This is a genomic window from Butyrivibrio sp. AE2015, assembly GCF_000420825.1.
Taxonomy (GTDB): Bacteria; Bacillota; Clostridia; order Lachnospirales; family Lachnospiraceae; genus Butyrivibrio.
On record NZ_ATVR01000024.1, the window covers coordinates 24,151 to 39,150 of the forward strand.

The 15,000-nt window shown below is 43.4% G+C and carries 16 protein-coding genes; 3 read left to right on the top strand and 13 right to left on the bottom strand.

What is annotated here, in order from left to right:
- Positions 1-181 precede the first annotated feature (181 nt).
- From G585_RS0111570 to G585_RS0111580, 3 genes are all read right to left on the bottom strand, one after another.
- Positions 182-571, bottom strand: coding sequence for a DUF4342 domain-containing protein (locus tag G585_RS0111570; RefSeq protein WP_022775166.1), 390 nt, complete (start codon positions 569-571; stop codon positions 182-184).
- A 166-nt stretch (positions 572-737) separates the two neighbouring features.
- Complete coding sequence (locus tag G585_RS0111575) at positions 738-1,850, bottom strand: glycoside hydrolase family 88/105 protein (protein ID WP_022775168.1); 1,113 nt, start codon at positions 1,848-1,850, stop codon at positions 738-740.
- A 98-nt stretch (positions 1,851-1,948) separates the two neighbouring features.
- The gene (locus tag G585_RS0111580; protein WP_022775169.1) at positions 1,949-2,881 is read right to left on the bottom strand and encodes a DUF1848 domain-containing protein; all 933 of its coding nucleotides are present in this window, start codon (positions 2,879-2,881) and stop codon (positions 1,949-1,951) included.
- A gap of 193 nt (positions 2,882-3,074) precedes the next feature.
- Between G585_RS0111580 and G585_RS0111585 the strand changes: the two genes are divergently transcribed.
- Positions 3,075-5,561 (top strand): EAL domain-containing protein, encoded by a 2,487-nt coding sequence (locus G585_RS0111585; protein WP_022775171.1) that lies wholly within the window; start codon positions 3,075-3,077, stop codon positions 5,559-5,561.
- Between the two features lie 38 nt (positions 5,562-5,599).
- Positions 5,600-6,796, top strand: a complete 1,197-nt coding sequence (locus G585_RS0111590) for an MFS transporter (RefSeq protein ID WP_022775172.1) — start codon at positions 5,600-5,602, stop codon at positions 6,794-6,796.
- A 12-nt stretch (positions 6,797-6,808) separates the two neighbouring features.
- Here G585_RS0111590 and G585_RS0111595 read toward each other — a convergent pair whose 3' ends face one another.
- From G585_RS0111595 to G585_RS0111620, 6 genes are all read right to left on the bottom strand, one after another.
- Positions 6,809-7,189 (bottom strand): DUF1284 domain-containing protein, encoded by a 381-nt coding sequence (locus G585_RS0111595; RefSeq protein ID WP_022775173.1) that lies wholly within the window; start codon positions 7,187-7,189, stop codon positions 6,809-6,811.
- A 48-nt stretch (positions 7,190-7,237) separates the two neighbouring features.
- Entirely contained in the window at positions 7,238-8,650 is a 1,413-nt protein-coding gene (locus G585_RS0111600) for a transglutaminase domain-containing protein (RefSeq protein ID WP_022775175.1), read from the bottom strand.
- 174 nt (positions 8,651-8,824) lie between these two features.
- Entirely contained in the window at positions 8,825-9,409 is a 585-nt protein-coding gene (locus G585_RS0111605) for an SOS response-associated peptidase (protein ID WP_022775176.1), read from the bottom strand.
- Positions 9,410-9,426: 17 nt separating this feature from the next.
- Positions 9,427-9,726, bottom strand: coding sequence for an HNH endonuclease (locus G585_RS17985; protein WP_022775178.1), 300 nt, complete (start codon positions 9,724-9,726; stop codon positions 9,427-9,429).
- A 22-nt stretch (positions 9,727-9,748) separates the two neighbouring features.
- On the bottom strand, positions 9,749-10,012 hold the full coding sequence (locus tag G585_RS0111615; protein ID WP_155827817.1) for a hypothetical protein: 264 nt from the start codon (positions 10,010-10,012) through the stop codon (positions 9,749-9,751).
- Positions 9,996-10,541 carry a prolyl-tRNA synthetase associated domain-containing protein gene (locus tag G585_RS0111620; protein WP_026663958.1) on the bottom strand — a complete coding sequence of 182 codons (546 nt, stop codon included), beginning with the start codon at positions 10,539-10,541 and terminating at the stop codon, positions 9,996-9,998. Before G585_RS0111620 ends, G585_RS0111615 begins: the two co-directional genes overlap by 17 nt.
- 191 nt (positions 10,542-10,732) lie before the next feature.
- Between G585_RS0111620 and G585_RS0111625 the strand changes: the two genes are divergently transcribed.
- The gene (locus G585_RS0111625) at positions 10,733-12,733 is read left to right on the top strand and encodes a glycoside hydrolase family 3 protein (RefSeq protein ID WP_022775182.1); all 2,001 of its coding nucleotides are present in this window, start codon (positions 10,733-10,735) and stop codon (positions 12,731-12,733) included.
- Positions 12,734-12,769: 36 nt separating this feature from the next.
- Here G585_RS0111625 and G585_RS0111630 read toward each other — a convergent pair whose 3' ends face one another.
- The 4 genes from G585_RS0111630 to G585_RS0111645 all read right to left on the bottom strand — a co-directional run bounded on the left by G585_RS0111630 (position 12,770) and on the right by G585_RS0111645 (position 14,930).
- A complete protein-coding gene (locus G585_RS0111630) occupies positions 12,770-13,162 on the bottom strand; it encodes a hypothetical protein (protein ID WP_022775183.1) in 393 nt (130 codons plus the stop codon).
- Positions 13,163-13,239: 77 nt separating this feature from the next.
- On the bottom strand, positions 13,240-13,773 hold the full coding sequence (locus tag G585_RS17990; protein WP_022775184.1) for a hypothetical protein: 534 nt from the start codon (positions 13,771-13,773) through the stop codon (positions 13,240-13,242).
- A gap of 129 nt (positions 13,774-13,902) precedes the next feature.
- Positions 13,903-14,574: an HAD family hydrolase gene (locus tag G585_RS0111640; protein WP_022775186.1), complete on the bottom strand. Its 672-nt coding sequence runs from the start codon at positions 14,572-14,574 to the stop codon at positions 13,903-13,905.
- A 26-nt stretch (positions 14,575-14,600) separates the two neighbouring features.
- The gene (locus G585_RS0111645; RefSeq protein ID WP_022775187.1) at positions 14,601-14,930 is read right to left on the bottom strand and encodes a putative quinol monooxygenase; all 330 of its coding nucleotides are present in this window, start codon (positions 14,928-14,930) and stop codon (positions 14,601-14,603) included.
- Positions 14,931-15,000: the final 70 nt, after the last annotated feature.

The window sequence follows — 15,000 nt, forward strand, 5'->3', positions numbered from 1 at the left end:
ACTCATTCATGCAGGCAGGAAATGCAAATAATCACATTTTAAAAATTATTTCAAAATACAGTCTACCCTGCATAAAAATTTCTCCAATAAAAACTGGCTCCATTTAAAACTTATCCAAATAAAAAAGATATAGTGGCAATAACTTTATCACCACTATATCTTTCATCCGTTCATAAAATGTTTATTTTATCTCATCTGTAGTTCCGTCTTTTTTTACAACTTCAAGTCGGCATCCAAGTCCGAATGCTGCAACTGATCCTGCGATCAGTGCCCAAGGAGCTGCTGCCAGTCCAAGAATTCCACCGACAATTCCTACATTAACAGGTACGCTGAATACTACCTCGTTGCCCTTCTTGATCTGAATTCTGTCAACATTTCCTTCTTCAACTTTCTTCTTAAGCTTGTCCATTGCTTCCTTGATGTCATCGCTGACATCCTTTGAATCCGGTTGGATCAGTTTGATCGCTGCATCAACATCTCCGTCAGTTTTAACGAGAGCTTCCTTTGCAGCTTTGTAATCAACGCCTGTCTGCTCCATTACTTTTTCAACAGCTTCCAATGTAATATTCATAATTCTCACCAACATCCTTTCTAAAAAACATTGTTATCAGTTGCTTGTACTATGAATACATTGTATTGCCGTCATCGTTTCAATTACATGTTTTCTTTAGCAAAAAAATCTACGTTATTTTGCTATTTTTGAGAAACAGCAGGAAAGCAGCTTTCTTTTATCCAAATTACAGCGCTTCGCAGAGGGCAACCAGCGTAAGTGACTGACCATAGGCCATCGGACGGATCTGAATGTTCTTGTAATGCTGTGCATCCATGCCCATAGCTGTGCCTGCTGACACGTTAAGCACTGTGCCGTCAGCATCCACATTGTCGCATATAGCTGTGATAGCCTTTGCCGCACAGTCTTTGTAATCCTCTGATAGAATTCCAAGCTTTATTCCGCGAAGAAGTCCTGCTGCCATGGCAGCTGTTCCGGAAACTTCCTCGTAAGAAGTCTCGTCATCTATAACCGTGTGGAAAAGTCCGCTCGCACCCTGATATTTCCTCAAAGCTTCTGCATGATCAACAAATGTATCCACAATAAACTGTCTTACTCCGCCATCAAGATAATCCGCGTCCTCAAGGAAAAGAGTAACTCCAAGAGTGAACCATGAATTGCCTCTGCACCAGTATATTCCACCGAAGTTATCGTTTCTCTCAAAGCTGAATCCATGGTAAAAAAGCCCAGTCTGCTTGGAGTAAAGATACTTGATATGTACCAGGAACTGATGGGTTGCCTCATCTCTCCAGGCAGCATTGTCATACTTTATGCCCATTTTCTGTAGGAAAAGAACTGCCATAAACAGGGTATCAGCCCAGATCTGGCCATTGTTTAACATAACACCGTTTCTGTCGCCGATAGCACTTGTCACATGCTGGAATCCGCCGTCCTTTGTCTTTGGAAGCTCCTCCATAAGAAACTTTGCCTGATCAAGGCATAACTTCTCATATTTTTCCTTGTTTGGCATCTTATCAAGAATGCTCACAAGGGTAAGATATGGGCATGATGTATTTATATTCCTTGATGGAAGCCCGATCTCAAGATTTCTTTCATACCAGTTCACAAAGAAATCCATATACTCGTCGCTCTTCCTGTAATTTTGCAAAAGATAAAGGCCATAAAGACCTACTCCCTGCGGCCAGTCCCACTCCTCGATGCCATAGTCTCTGGCGCACTTTCCGGACTTGATAATTTCCTCAACCGACATCTTCTTGTCCTGCTCATAGTCAGCTCCTCCAAGATTAAGAAGCTTATCCACAACCAGTTCAATTTTCTTCTCTAAAAAAGACTTATCCATAGCCACCTCCAAAATCATTATATTATTTTACCCCAAAAACAAACTGTAAATATTGCTTATCCGCTGATATTACTGGTATTTTCCCTCCAGTCTCCATCTCACAGAAAATCAAATGATAACTGCCCGTCGATCCAGCTCTTTTGCTCTGCCTGATGTATCTCGTCCTCAGGCCTGACATGCCCGATAAGGAGCGGCGAAAGCGGGTCGTGATTCTCATTATTATCCATCACTGTCTTCGCATCATAATTGGCATAACAGTACCTGCACATGTGAAGGCACGTGTTATACATGCCTATGTCATTCGCAAGATAGCACGCGCAGGAAGCTCGCGCATTCTTCACCTTTGGGAAATTCATGCTGTTATGAACCGCCTTTTCATACATTGGCTGAGTCATGCAGCCACTGCAGTCTGCGCCGAACACTTCCAGTTCATTTCCCTCAGCGCAGGGCCGAAGCGTCATCCCATGCTCCTTGGCAATCTGAGCCATCTTTTCACCAAGGTACATCCTGTCTGCTTTTTCTAAAGGCTTGGCCTCGGGAAAGTTCTTTTTCACTTTCTGATACATATCTATAAAACTGATAACTGCCGTCTGCGTGCAGCCATCAAGGGCCGATGCGATTTCCTCGAACTTCTCAAGATGATAATCCTTCGTATATTTGTCATCCAGGAAAATCGGGTCGTACCTCCATCCCATTGAATCCACGCCAGCAAAGTCAGATAGCCTTTTGAAGTTTTCTATGACATCCGGGATGTCCGGAACATTGGGCTCTATGTCCCTTCCGTAGCCCGTGATCGTCACATACCAGTACAATCCATATGGTTTCAAAAGATCCAGATATTTAAGCATGGGTTTTGGATTCTTTGAACAAAAACAGATTATGTCAACCACCGAAGGATTTAGCAAATACTTTGTAATATATGTCATATTGTAAGGATTTCGCACATAAACAAAGCCCTCTTTTAGCCTGTTTGCAAACCAGTCAGCATAAAAAGCCGGAATATCTGTGCGAGACCCGGTCTGAATTATCATACTTATATCCTTTCAAATACTTAAAGCTCCATAATTATATTACGCGGTAACTACCACTTATTGCAAACGGCTTATTTGGAAACAATAATTAAATTTGTCATATTTATGTTCATTTTATAAATATTATTTACCATCGGTACTCAACTTATGTTATGCTCAATATAGCAATAATTTTTTCACGGAGATTACGTTCATGCCACTTGCCTTGGACAATAGTCAGGAACGCAAAAAAATCGCGGAATACGTGGTTGCTAATATTGAGAAAGCACTGGAAAATGGCTGGGTAAAAGTATATTACCAGCCTGTTGTTCGCGCGCTCACCGGGCAGCTTTGCGGCGCTGAATCTCTGGCAAGATGGATTGACCCTGAAATGGGATTTCTTTCACCTGATAAATTCATAGGCGCTCTCGAAGAGAGCAGGCAGATCCACAAGCTTGACTGCTGGATGGTTAAAAAAGTCTGCTCAGACATATCAGAGCGTATTCATAATGGTCTCGATGCCATTCCGGTATCGATCAATTTCTCGCGCCTTGACCTTGAAGCCACTGACATGCTCAAGGTTTTGGAGGATGCGGTGGACGAGTACGATATTCCCAGGGACTACATTCATGTTGAGATCACTGAAAGCATGATCGTATCCGACGCCGATCTGATGAGTGGGATGATTGAGCGCTTCAGAAGCACCGGCTATGAGGTGTGGATGGATGACTTTGGAAGCGGTTATTCCTCTCTTACTGTCCTTAAGGACTATCATTTTGACACCCTTAAGCTCGATATGTCATTTCTTCGCTCCTTTGACGACAAATCCAAGGCCATAATTACTTCTACAGTCATCATGGCAAAAGAAATTGATATCATGACGCTGGCAGAAGGCGTGGAAAACCAGGAGCAGGTGGAGTTTCTAAAAAACATCGGCTGTGGCCGACTCCAGGGCTATTACTACGGCAAACCAATGCCCATAAATGACTTTTTTGACCATATCAAAGAGAGCAAAATTGAGATTGAAAAGAGGCAGTGGCGCCATTTCTACGATGTGGCCAGCTTCCATGCAAGGCATACTGATGAACCTTTGGCCGTTTTAGAAGATGACAACGGAGTTCTCAGAACTCTTTTCATGAATGACATCTACAAAATACAGGCTTTTGGCAGATCCTACGACCAGGAAGATATCGATCAGAAAGTATTCCATTCCAACTCTCCCATTAATTCTCAGCTCAGAAAATTCGCTGATACTGTTGAGCAGAGTAAGAACCTTGAAACCTTCTACTTTACTGTTGATGGAAACATTCTTTGTCTTAAGGGAAAAGAGATTGCAGAAAACGCCGGAAGCCATATCCTTATAAGCTCCATTCGCAATATATCTTCTGATGTAAATATTGAAAAGAGAAACAGCCTTGACTTCAGGTTAAAAGAAATAAATCACATGTTTGACACTGTGGCTCAGATCAATCCATCTAATAACACAATTATTCCATTGGTTGGAAAATTCCGTTATATGAAGGGCAGTTCCAGCGATGGCATGGATCTTAATACCTATACCCAAAAGTTCAAAGAGGAATATATTGCGCTGGCTGACGCCAAGAAGTTTGATGTTTTCTGCGACTGGTCTACACTTAACAGCCGCATAGAAAATAGTTTCAAAGGCTATGTCGAGAATATGTTCAGGATCAAGCAAAGTGACGGTAATTATGAGTGGAAAGGCCTGGCGCTCATGCTTATTCCAGGAACAGAGGAAAAAGAATTCCTCATGTGCACAAAGCCAACTCCTGACGATACCGACACAATACTTAGCAAGATCCAGGAATTATATAACCGCGAAGACTACGGGCTTAAGTCAGATGACTCACAAATATATGCAAAAATGTGGGAAAACACTGTAACTGCCTCTCATCTTAAATTCTTTTGGAAGGATAAAAACAGGAGGTTTTTGGGCGCCAGCAAAGCTTTTCTTGACTTCTACGGCTTTACCATCGACGATATCCTCGGTAAAGATGATGAGGACATGGGCTGGCATACCGACGGCAAAGCGTACAGAGACGACGAGCTTGACGTTCTATCAAAGGGCTCGGTTGTATCAGGCGTTCCGGGATACTGCATCGTAAAAGGCGTTGTCCATAACATCATGTGTTTCAAGGCTCCTATATATGACGGCAACGAGATTATCGGCCTGATGGGCTATTTCTTTGATGTTGATGAGGAGATGGCCAGAATAGACAAACTTTATAACGTTAAAAGAACTGACACCATTACCGGTTGTATGAATAAAAAAGGCTTCCTTGATGCCCTTATAGATTATTCCCAGAACTACCATAATCTGGGGCGTGATTTTGCGCTTATTATACTTAGAGACACAAAGCATGCCAGAGTTGTTGCTGACTATGGAGAAGACTTTATCAAAAAGCTCTTACATCGAATGGGGCAGGAAATACTGAATGTCACAAAGGACAAATGCGCTGTAGCAAGAATGATACAGGCAGAATTTGCGCTGCTTTTATATACTGACAAGCAGTCTGAAGTTGATGAATTGTGCAGTCAGTTAAAAGAAGCAATTGAATCTATCAGAGAACTTGATGGTAACAAAATGACATTAAAGGTTAGTACTTCCTATATGTTCAGATCTGATGAGAGCGCCACCGATGAAAACATGTACTCAAGGGTCCTTGATCGGTTGCAACAGTAATCCTTAACTCAAAAAGCATATCTGCTCAGGAGGTTTCTATGAACAGTAATGATAAATCTGAAAAGTTCGACTTTTTATGGCTTGTGCTTTTTTTGATCATATTCATTAACGGCTTTGAAGCAGGCGGCTATCAGGCCAGTCTTCGAAGCATCGGGCAAAACTACGATCTTTCCGAGACCTCCAAAGGCCTCTTTGCGGCAACTGAGCTCTTTGCCACAATGCTTGCACCGCTTATACTCGGGGCGTGGGCTGACGCCAACATCAAAACAAAGTGTATAAAGATCCTGCTGGTGATCCAGTTTGTGGCCGCCGCAGGAATCCAGATAATTGGTCTACAAAGTGCATTTGTTGTAGGTGTGTTCTTTCTTGGCCTAACCACCAGTGCACTTCAGTTCATATCCATCGCTGCTCTTGCAGACTCCTATCCCATAAGCGGTAGCAAGAAAATCGGATTCATGACTTCCATGTATGCCCTCGGGGCTTTGGTGGCTCCGCTTGTTGTGGAATATTACCTTGGACTTGGCCTTACCTGGAAAGTTCTTTTTGCCATTCTCGCAGTGGGAAGCCTCATTTCTTTTGCCGGAATCATGGCATCAGGAGAGGGGAAAAGAGAAGCTGCTGCCAGGGGAGCTTCAGCAGATGGGTCCACAAAAAAAGAAACAGAATTCTTCCTTATGGGAATCCTGCTTCTTTGCGTTATCATGTGCATCTATGTTGGATTTGAAAACGGCTTCGCGTACTTTGTAGAAACTCTGTTCGCGGACGTTTTGGACTCAGGCCTCGGCCGCTACGCCCTCTCAGTGTTCTGGGCGATGATGATCCCTTCGAGAGTATTCGTGGGCTATTTTGCCAAAAGAGCCAGAGCCATCCTGCTTACTGCCCTTGTGGCAATTCCACTTCTCACCGTCCTTGTAGCTCTTATGGATAACAGCCTCGTGGTATTTGCGCTATGCATCCCTCTTGGGTTTGCCAGCGGCGCCATCTACCCTTGCGTCCTCAATATGATGATTCCTTTCGCCGGAAAAAACACCGCCTTTTCAACAGGAATGATCACCACTGCAACTGGCATCGGCGGTGTTGTTTTCACAGCCCTCACCGGCTTCAATGCAGAACACCTGGGAATGAGAATGGCCATTGGAATTCTGGCCGCCTTTTATATCTTCTCAATTGCCGCAGCTATCTGCGCCGGAAGGATGTACCTGAAGAGGAGCCAAGGCACAAATGGTGCCTCTTAAACCTCGTCTCGGCTACTCCTTACTCCTGCAGATGTAATCCCAGCTACAATCGCCGCAGATATCACCTCGGATACCTGCATCGATTATTCTATTCTTCACAAGTCCCTTGAACTCCGCAAAAGAAATCTCGCATCCATCACTGAGTCCGCAAGCCTTCAGCACTTCTTTGTCATATCTGATAACCTTGTCCTGAGAGCTGCACAGGCCACCATCATTGTTCGGGCAATTTTTGCAGACAATATCTGTCTGAGCCTTCAGCACCACCTTCTGCTCCGGGGCAGCCTCTAGTTCTTTTATCACGCGTCCCATATGGTCTGTAAAATCAGCACTGTAGCCCTTGCCTTCATAGAACTGAAAGCACATCCCATGATGGGGCCTTAAACATTTTTCCATGATATAAATCTTCTTTCCGTTTATTACTTACCTAAGCCCTGCGCTAGCTTAATTGCCAGACGAAACAGATGATTCAGCCTTAATTGTGATTGTCGACCCGTTATTTTCCACTTCTATTGAAATATTAGTATTCCCATTGTTCGCAGCGGAACTTGCTTCCGAACCAGCATCGATAGTTTTCTGCCCTGACGCAGGCTTGTAATCGGATGAAACGCATGGAGGAAGATAAACCGAAAACTCCATTCTTCTATGGCTCTTGTTTTCCGAATCACTAAGATTGAAATAATCATAACCAGCCAGCGAATCATCCCAGGTGCAATCCACATTGTGAAAACCATCATCAAGCTTAATTATGTTCCAGGCGTGGCGCTCGCTTCCGCCCCAACCATGGCAATTGTAAGTTGGAACCTCAACCAGCTGCATCAGATACTGGAAGCAGCGGGCATAGCCCGCACATACAGTATAGTTCTGAACCACTGAACTATAGGCGCTCTGATCCAGGGAATTGTACTGATAATTGAGCTTATCCACTATCAGATCATGAATATACAGCTCTTTTTCATAAGGAGTGCTTAAATTCCGGGCGCCTACTGCCAGGCCTTGAGCCGTAGCCTCAAATTTGCTTCTTGCTGAAGCGATATCATTGAAGTTTTTGTAAAAATCAAAGTCAAACTCTATAACATTGCCATTGTAGTCATACTGGAAATAATAGGATATATCCACCCAAAAGAGCTCCGGATGGTCATCCAGAAGGCAGCAGAAAGCGCTCTCAACCTCTTTATTGGTGGTTTTTTCATTTATGGGCGCAAACTTCTTGTTAAGGGCAACAGCATTGGCATACATCTGTCTGTACAAAGCCTTGCACCTGTCATTTAACATATGATAATAAGGATAGTAAAGTTCATCAAACTCCAGGCCTTCACCGGTTTCCCCCTTATCAACGCTGTCAATGATCTCCTGCGCCTCTTTTTCATCTTCAATATCGACAATCTCAGGTTGCGGCGAAAGCATATGGGAACTGTCTTTCGGGTAATCCCCTTCAGACGTATCTTCCGAAGGATTTATGAAAGCATCCACAAACTCCTTATAATCAGGATTGTTTTTGCTCTCTTCGTCAACCACGCTGTCGTCCCACGCATCAACATAATCCTTGTATGTCAAATCAAAATTATAGGGATGTGCTGTCTCCGGCCCATCCGTGCTGACTTCTTCTGTTTCAGACTCTTTTTCTGTTCCCTCTTCCAAAGAGCTCTCTGTAGCTGCCGCTTCTGAACTTGTTGCAGCTGCGCTTGCTTCAGCCGCACTTTCTGCACTGATTCTCTTTTTCTCCTCAATGTCAGCCACAACTTTCTTTAGAGGCTCCGACAAAGCAGGATTGACTGCGCACAGTCCAATATACACACACATCAAAATGATCAATGCCAGTATGAAATACAGTATCTTTGCAATAAAATCTTTCATCGCCACCTTCTCCTCTCATCCATGATCCTTAAGGTGTTCATTTTTTTAAGCAAAAAGAGGCCTATTCAGCCTCCCCAAGCGCATTATAACACTGACAAATTATTATTTTGGAATATTCCCATAAAATTTTTTTAAAAAATTTTGCCATTTCTTTTCCAGGGTTCTTATAAATAATCAGAACAGGCTCAGCTGTTCATAGTCACTTTTTCTGTCAAGCTCTGGCATAGACTCTTTTAACATTTCAAGGGCTGCAGCCGGATCTTTTAAGTAATCCCTGACATTTCCCGTATCAATCATTACCGGCATTCTGTCGTGAACAGGCTTCATTGATGCATTTGCCGCGGTCGTCAGAATCACAAAAGAGTCCTTGTTATCGCTAAGGTCATAGAAACCTGCAAGGTAAATTGGCTTCTCATCAGCTCTTTTGAACATAAACTTCGTCTTACTTGCATCCCACTCATAGAAGCCCGCAGCAGGCAGAATGCATCTACGATTACGAATGCTGTCAGCAAACATCGACTTTTTTGTCACCGATTCAGCCCTGGCATTGATGATGAGCTTTCTGTCTTTGGAAGTTATTCCCCAAAACAGATCCTCCAGCGCAAGGTCTTCGTTTGTGCCCTTGTTCCAGATGATTCCCGGAGTCGCCATCCCAGGAGTAATGTCTCCAGCCCTGGTAGCAAGCGCTCCTTTGGTTAGCTTTAAGTCGCTCTCAACCTTATATGCAGCTTTGTCACTAAAGTAATATCTACAGCACAAATATCCATCCTCCTTGCTTAAGGCACAGGCCTTTCCAGTTCATCCCTATATTCACTAGCCATTTCGCAATATCTTTTTCCAAGAAATCGATAATAGTCCTCAGCCACCACCATTCTGGATGATTTCTGCCTGTTGCAATTTCTGCACAAAGGCAAAAGATTTCTTTCATCATCCGTGCCACCATGGTACTTGGGGACATAATGGTCTATCGTAACTTTCTGCCTCTCAAGTTGTTTCCCGCACGCTGCGCACACCCCGCCTGTCTTTGCCATAATCCGGTCCTTTAGCTGCAACTTATGATTCTTGATCCCCCGCATAACTGCCCCCCTGTGCATTAGTTCATCTATTTTCCTTATCTTTTATCAGGGCCTCTCTGATGGCCATGGCAATGACTTCATCAGGCGCCTTTTTCATGGCATCTGCCTTTGGATTGCTTTTTAATTTTATCTCTGGACGAGCAGCTGTTTCCGACTTGTTTTTATCTGTATTCTTTTTGTTAGGCATTGTTTCTCCTCTGTGCTTGGCTGTTGCCTTCTCACTGCGCTTCGCTGCTGTAGGATAAAAGCCTGCACAAGCCATTATCCTCTCAGTCTTCTCCAACAAGATAGACGATTTCTGCCTCATGACCAACTGCCGGCAAAAACTTCCCAAAGATATCCTCAGTCTTTATCTTCAAGCTTGATGTGTTAACGCAAGGATGGCAGCCTATGTACTCTCCAGCCTTAACGTCTTCATCCACAAGAAGTTTTACATCATGCCCCTTGTCATTCATAAGGCCCATGACGCTCACTGCCCCGGGCTCAATATCCAGATACTTAAGCATGTCTTCAGCTTCTGCAAAAGAGAGCCTTGCTGAGTTTATCTGACTAGACAATTCCTTTGTTTTAAACTTCTTGTCTCCAGGCATTAAGAGCAGATAAAACGTCGTTTTCTGCCTGTTACATAAAAAGAGATTTTTGCACATGGTCGTTCCAAGTGCCACATCCACTGCTTCACAGGCCTCCATAGTCATGGCCGCTTCATGATCTACTCTCTGGTATTCTATTCCAAGGTCATCCAAAAAATCATAGACTCTTATCTCTCTTGAAAGTCTGCCTTCAGTGTTTTCCGGTCTCCCATTGTGTATTTCCATTTCCACTCCCATTACCAACATTTCCTTTTCCAAAACATCTTTTTATTTCATTATAAGAAATTCTAATAAATAAAAAAATCTCTAAAATTTATCTAAAAATATGCCATCCCCATGATGAAATGAAAGTTATGGATGTTAAAATGATTATTAGCTCACAATATTGCAAAACCATTCTTTTGGGGGTTCTTAAAATGATATCTAAATTTTCCAAATTTATCTCAATTATTCTTACGATTACTCTTTTAATCAGCACTTATATGCTGAGCGGATGTGGCGCTGTAAAGGGCGACGCCAAGATATCCAAATTGGTAAAAAAGATGTCCCTGGATGAAAAAATTTCGCAAATGATAATCCCGGCTTTCCGAACCTGGAACGAAGAAAATGTAACAGACCTTAATTCTTTCCTAGAGCTTAGCGAGGCTTTAAGGCGCCATCAGTACGGAGGCGTGATATTGTTTGGTTCAAATATTACCGGAAATGAGCAGGTGACAAAGCTCCTGCACGAGCTTCAGGACAATAATAAACAGATAGAGGGCGTTTCTGCGCATATTCCATATCTGACCCCTGTGGATGAAGAAGGTGGAATCGTGATAAGACTGACCTCGGGGACACGTATGACCGGAAATATGGCTATTGGAGCCACGACAGATTCAGAAAAAAATGCAAAGAAAACCGGAAATATACTTGGTGAGGAGCTCGCTGCTCTTGGCTTTAATGCTGACTTTGCGCCGGACATTGATGTGAACAATAATCCGTCAAACCCTGTTATTGGCACAAGGTCTTTTTCCGACGATCCAGCCCTGGTGGCTAAGCTCGGCAACGCTTATGCGAAGGGCCTTGCCCAGAACAATATCATTGCGACCTATAAGCACTTCCCCGGCCACGGAGACACCAGTGTAGACAGCCACATCGGTACGCCTTCTGTTGAAAAGACCTATGACGAGATCAAGGAGACCGAGCTTGTACCATTTAAAGCAGCTATCGAAAACGGCGCAGAAATGATAATGACAGCCCACATAACTTTTCCTCTTATCGACGAGCAAAAGACATTTGGAGATGGTGTAACTACCGGCTTTTTCCCTGCTACCATGTCCAAAAAGATTATAACTGACATCCTCAGAACAGACATGGGCTATAACGGCGTTGTTGTAACCGATGCTCTTGAAATGGATGCCATTGCTGATGCGGGCCTTGTTCCAGGTGAAAAAGACTCCTCTGAATACTTCGTAAACATCGCTAAAGAAGTAATCAACAGCGGCGTTGATATCCTGCTCCTTCCTATGGATTTGAAAAATGCAGAGGCCGCAACTTTCTATGATGAATACATTGCCGGGATTGCGTCTTTAGTTTCTTCCGGAGAGATAAGCCAGGCCAGGATCGATGAGAGCGTAACCCGTATCCTCTCTCTGAAAGCAAGACACGGAATGCTGGACGAGACTGAAGAATCTGATATAGAAAAAAATGTGTCTGACAGTACCGCGATTGTCGGCTCCAAGGAGCATCACGATGCTGAAATGGACATGGCCAGACAGGCAATTACAGTGGTAAAAAATGATGACAGCACTCTTCCTGTCGCAAAAGAGACAACGAATATCTTCGTTCTTGGCAGACAAAATGCTGATGCCACAACTTTGCAGTATGCTATAGATGAACTGAAAAAGGGAAATTACATAGATTCAAAGCCAAACATAAATATTGATTATTATTACGATTCCTCCGCCGATGTCAAACGCCACTACACTGACGAAATGAAGGAAAAGATATCCGGCTCAGATGTTGTGATCGGCTTTTCCTATGCATCCGGCAATGGCGCTCTGGATAAGAGCAGCCCTCAGTACATCGGAATTACCAGCGCTATCAATGACATTCACGCTGCAGGCGGAAAGTTCATTCTTGTAAGCGAAAACCTACCATATGACGCCGCTATTTATAAGGATGCAGATGCTATTGTTCTTGCCTACATGGGCTCAGCCCTTGGCACAGATCCCACAGATAAAACCGACAGCGGCTCCGGACAAAAGGCCACAAACGCCAATATCGTAGCAGCTATCGAAACAGTATTTGGCTCAAACAAACCGCAGGGCCATCTTCCTGTAAACATCCCTGATGTTACAGAAAATGCCGATGGCTCCTTAAGCTATAGCACTACTTATCTTTATGAAAGAGGCTTTGGTGTCACTGACTTAGAGTGACACCAAAGCTGACATTTAAAGAGATTGAAATTTCTTTTACCTGGGTATAAAGAACCTGCGGATGGCGGATTCTGCCACGTAGGCCACATATCCACCGATGTAGATGACAATGATCACGAAAAAGTAAATAAATGGAGTGAGGCCGTAGAAGCCTTCGGCCGCGTTGCTGATCGCGCCGGCGACCTTAACTCCTATGATGTAGCCCACCACAAAGACTATGACTGTGATAAAAAAAGCCATTTTCCCAAATCTACTGTGAAGCCAGTCCTGAAAGAGATAGTCCGCAAAAAATCCCGTCGCACAGCAAAAAGCGAACGAAGGAATAAACTTCATATTCGGATGAGTGATGTAATCTATCAGATATATAGCCATTCCAATGGCTATGTATATCAGATAACGCATTAAATATGCTTTTAAATTTGGATTCATTTGTCCCCCACATTTGTTTGTTTTTTTACATAGCACAATAAACAAAGTCACATAATACGCACAGTTGACAGCTTTTCTCAATAAAGATCTTTTAACGTCTCAAATATAGTCCTTGCTGCGAGCATAGAGCCTGCAGGTGAGGCGTGCCTTCTGTCCTCAAAATACAGATCTGTCTCAGGATGTGCATGAATGTGCTCCCACCATCTCTCGCCTACAGGAGCCACAAGGCATCCATATTTTTCAGCAAGCCTTCTGTATCTTGCTGACATCTCAGGCTGAAATGCCTCGTTTCCTTCCTCTGTCCATGTCATGTAGAAGCAGGCTTTTGCCTTGGTCTGCCCAATCCATTCCATTATCCTGTCCGCAGCGTCTTCCATCACGGAAAACTCGCCCATTGGATGAGCTACATGCTGAAGTATTATGAAATCATAGTCCCCATAAAGAATATTAAACCTGGTCTGCTCATTATCTGCATGATAATCAAGTCCCATGCCGCCTTTAGTGAGCATCGTCACCTGCATATCAATGCCATTTTCTTTGCAAATGTCTTTGAACAGCTTGGGCATATCATTGTAATACGTGTGGCTGTTTCCGATAAAAAGTGTTCTCATTTCTCCCTCCAATACTCTGGTTGCTTCGTCAGCTCTTTTTCATTTGGATTATTGGTTTCTCACAGCATTGAGTTTCCACGGAACTAATCTATTAACTTTCCGCTTGTACTCCACATATTCATCGCCATCTCAATCTGCGATATTTTTAAAATAATCAATAACATCCATAAGGCTCTCGCAGACTGTATCTGCAAGCTCTCTCATCTCATTATCTGCGGGGATCATGTCCGGAACCATGATTGGCTTCATTCCGGCCGCATTGGCTGACCTGATCCCGTTATATGAATCCTCGATGGCAAAAGAGTCTTTGGGATTTACTTTAAGTTTGTCGCAGGCAATGAGGTATATCTCGGGGTCTGGTTTTGATACCTTTACTGAGTCCCCGCCAACTATTTCTTCAAAATAGTCTAAAAGCCCTGCATCTTTAAGTTCCGCCTCCACGACCGCTTTCCTTGTGGAGGATGCCACTGCACATCTCACATTCTCTGCCTTTAGGTACTCCAGGATTTCTTTTACGCCAGCCTTTATTGGGAGTCTGCCTCCATCATATTTCTCATGGAAGAGTCTGCTGCTCTCAGAAAGAAGTTTATCCGCAATACCTTCGCCAAAGTCTTTTGAATAGGCATCCTCAACAATTTGCCTGGTCTGATTCATATTTGTTCCAATGCATCTGTCGAACACCTCGCGCACATTAGTTATTCCATAGCCGGACGCCGCCTCTGTCCATGTATAAAGACATGCCCTCTCCGAATCGAAGATAACGCCATCCATATCAAATATCACACTATATCTGTTGTTCATTCTTGCTGTTCCTTACTCTAATAGCCTTATTTTCTGATAAAATCGGCATCCCTCTCAGGCATGCTATCATCGGATCTGTATCTTTCTACAGTCATATGCAGATCATACTTTTCACGAAGTTCCATGATTGTTTTCATCATTGGTGAAGCATGGTGAACATCAATAGATTTCTGGTCTTCCCAGCTGTCTATCAAAAGAATTGTTTCCGGGTCATCCAGAGATTGAAAATACTCGTATCTGAGATTTCCTGCCTCATTCCGGATCTTGTCGACTGTGCCACTACTGATCATCTCTTCTGCAAATCTTTTTGCAGCGCCATCCGTTCCTCTGTAACGCAAATTAACTGTAATGCTCATCATAACCTCCAATCATCCAGCATGCACTATACCAACGCCTTTTTATATTTTACTTCACATGATTCCATAA

Coding starts and splice junctions, on each gene's coding strand:
- G585_RS0111625 (WP_022775182.1), top strand. CDS start 10,733: ATGATATCTAAATTTTCCAAATTTATCTCAATTATTCTTACGATTACT.
- G585_RS0111575 (WP_022775168.1), bottom strand. CDS start 1,850: ATGGATAAGTCTTTTTTAGAGAAGAAAATTGAACTGGTTGTGGATAAG.
- G585_RS17985 (WP_022775178.1), bottom strand. CDS start 9,726: ATGCGGGGGATCAAGAATCATAAGTTGCAGCTAAAGGACCGGATTATG.
- G585_RS17990 (WP_022775184.1), bottom strand. CDS start 13,773: ATGAGAACACTTTTTATCGGAAACAGCCACACGTATTACAATGATATG.
- G585_RS0111590 (WP_022775172.1), top strand. CDS start 5,600: ATGAACAGTAATGATAAATCTGAAAAGTTCGACTTTTTATGGCTTGTG.
- G585_RS0111630 (WP_022775183.1), bottom strand. CDS start 13,162: ATGAATCCAAATTTAAAAGCATATTTAATGCGTTATCTGATATACATA.
- G585_RS0111595 (WP_022775173.1), bottom strand. CDS start 7,189: ATGGAAAAATGTTTAAGGCCCCATCATGGGATGTGCTTTCAGTTCTAT.
- G585_RS0111570 (WP_022775166.1), bottom strand. CDS start 571: ATGAATATTACATTGGAAGCTGTTGAAAAAGTAATGGAGCAGACAGGC.
- G585_RS0111600 (WP_022775175.1), bottom strand. CDS start 8,650: ATGAAAGATTTTATTGCAAAGATACTGTATTTCATACTGGCATTGATC.
- G585_RS0111640 (WP_022775186.1), bottom strand. CDS start 14,574: ATGAACAACAGATATAGTGTGATATTTGATATGGATGGCGTTATCTTC.
- G585_RS0111585 (WP_022775171.1), top strand. CDS start 3,075: ATGCCACTTGCCTTGGACAATAGTCAGGAACGCAAAAAAATCGCGGAA.
- G585_RS0111645 (WP_022775187.1), bottom strand. CDS start 14,930: ATGAGCATTACAGTTAATTTGCGTTACAGAGGAACGGATGGCGCTGCA.
- G585_RS0111580 (WP_022775169.1), bottom strand. CDS start 2,881: ATGATAATTCAGACCGGGTCTCGCACAGATATTCCGGCTTTTTATGCT.
- G585_RS0111620 (WP_026663958.1), bottom strand. CDS start 10,541: ATGGAAATACACAATGGGAGACCGGAAAACACTGAAGGCAGACTTTCA.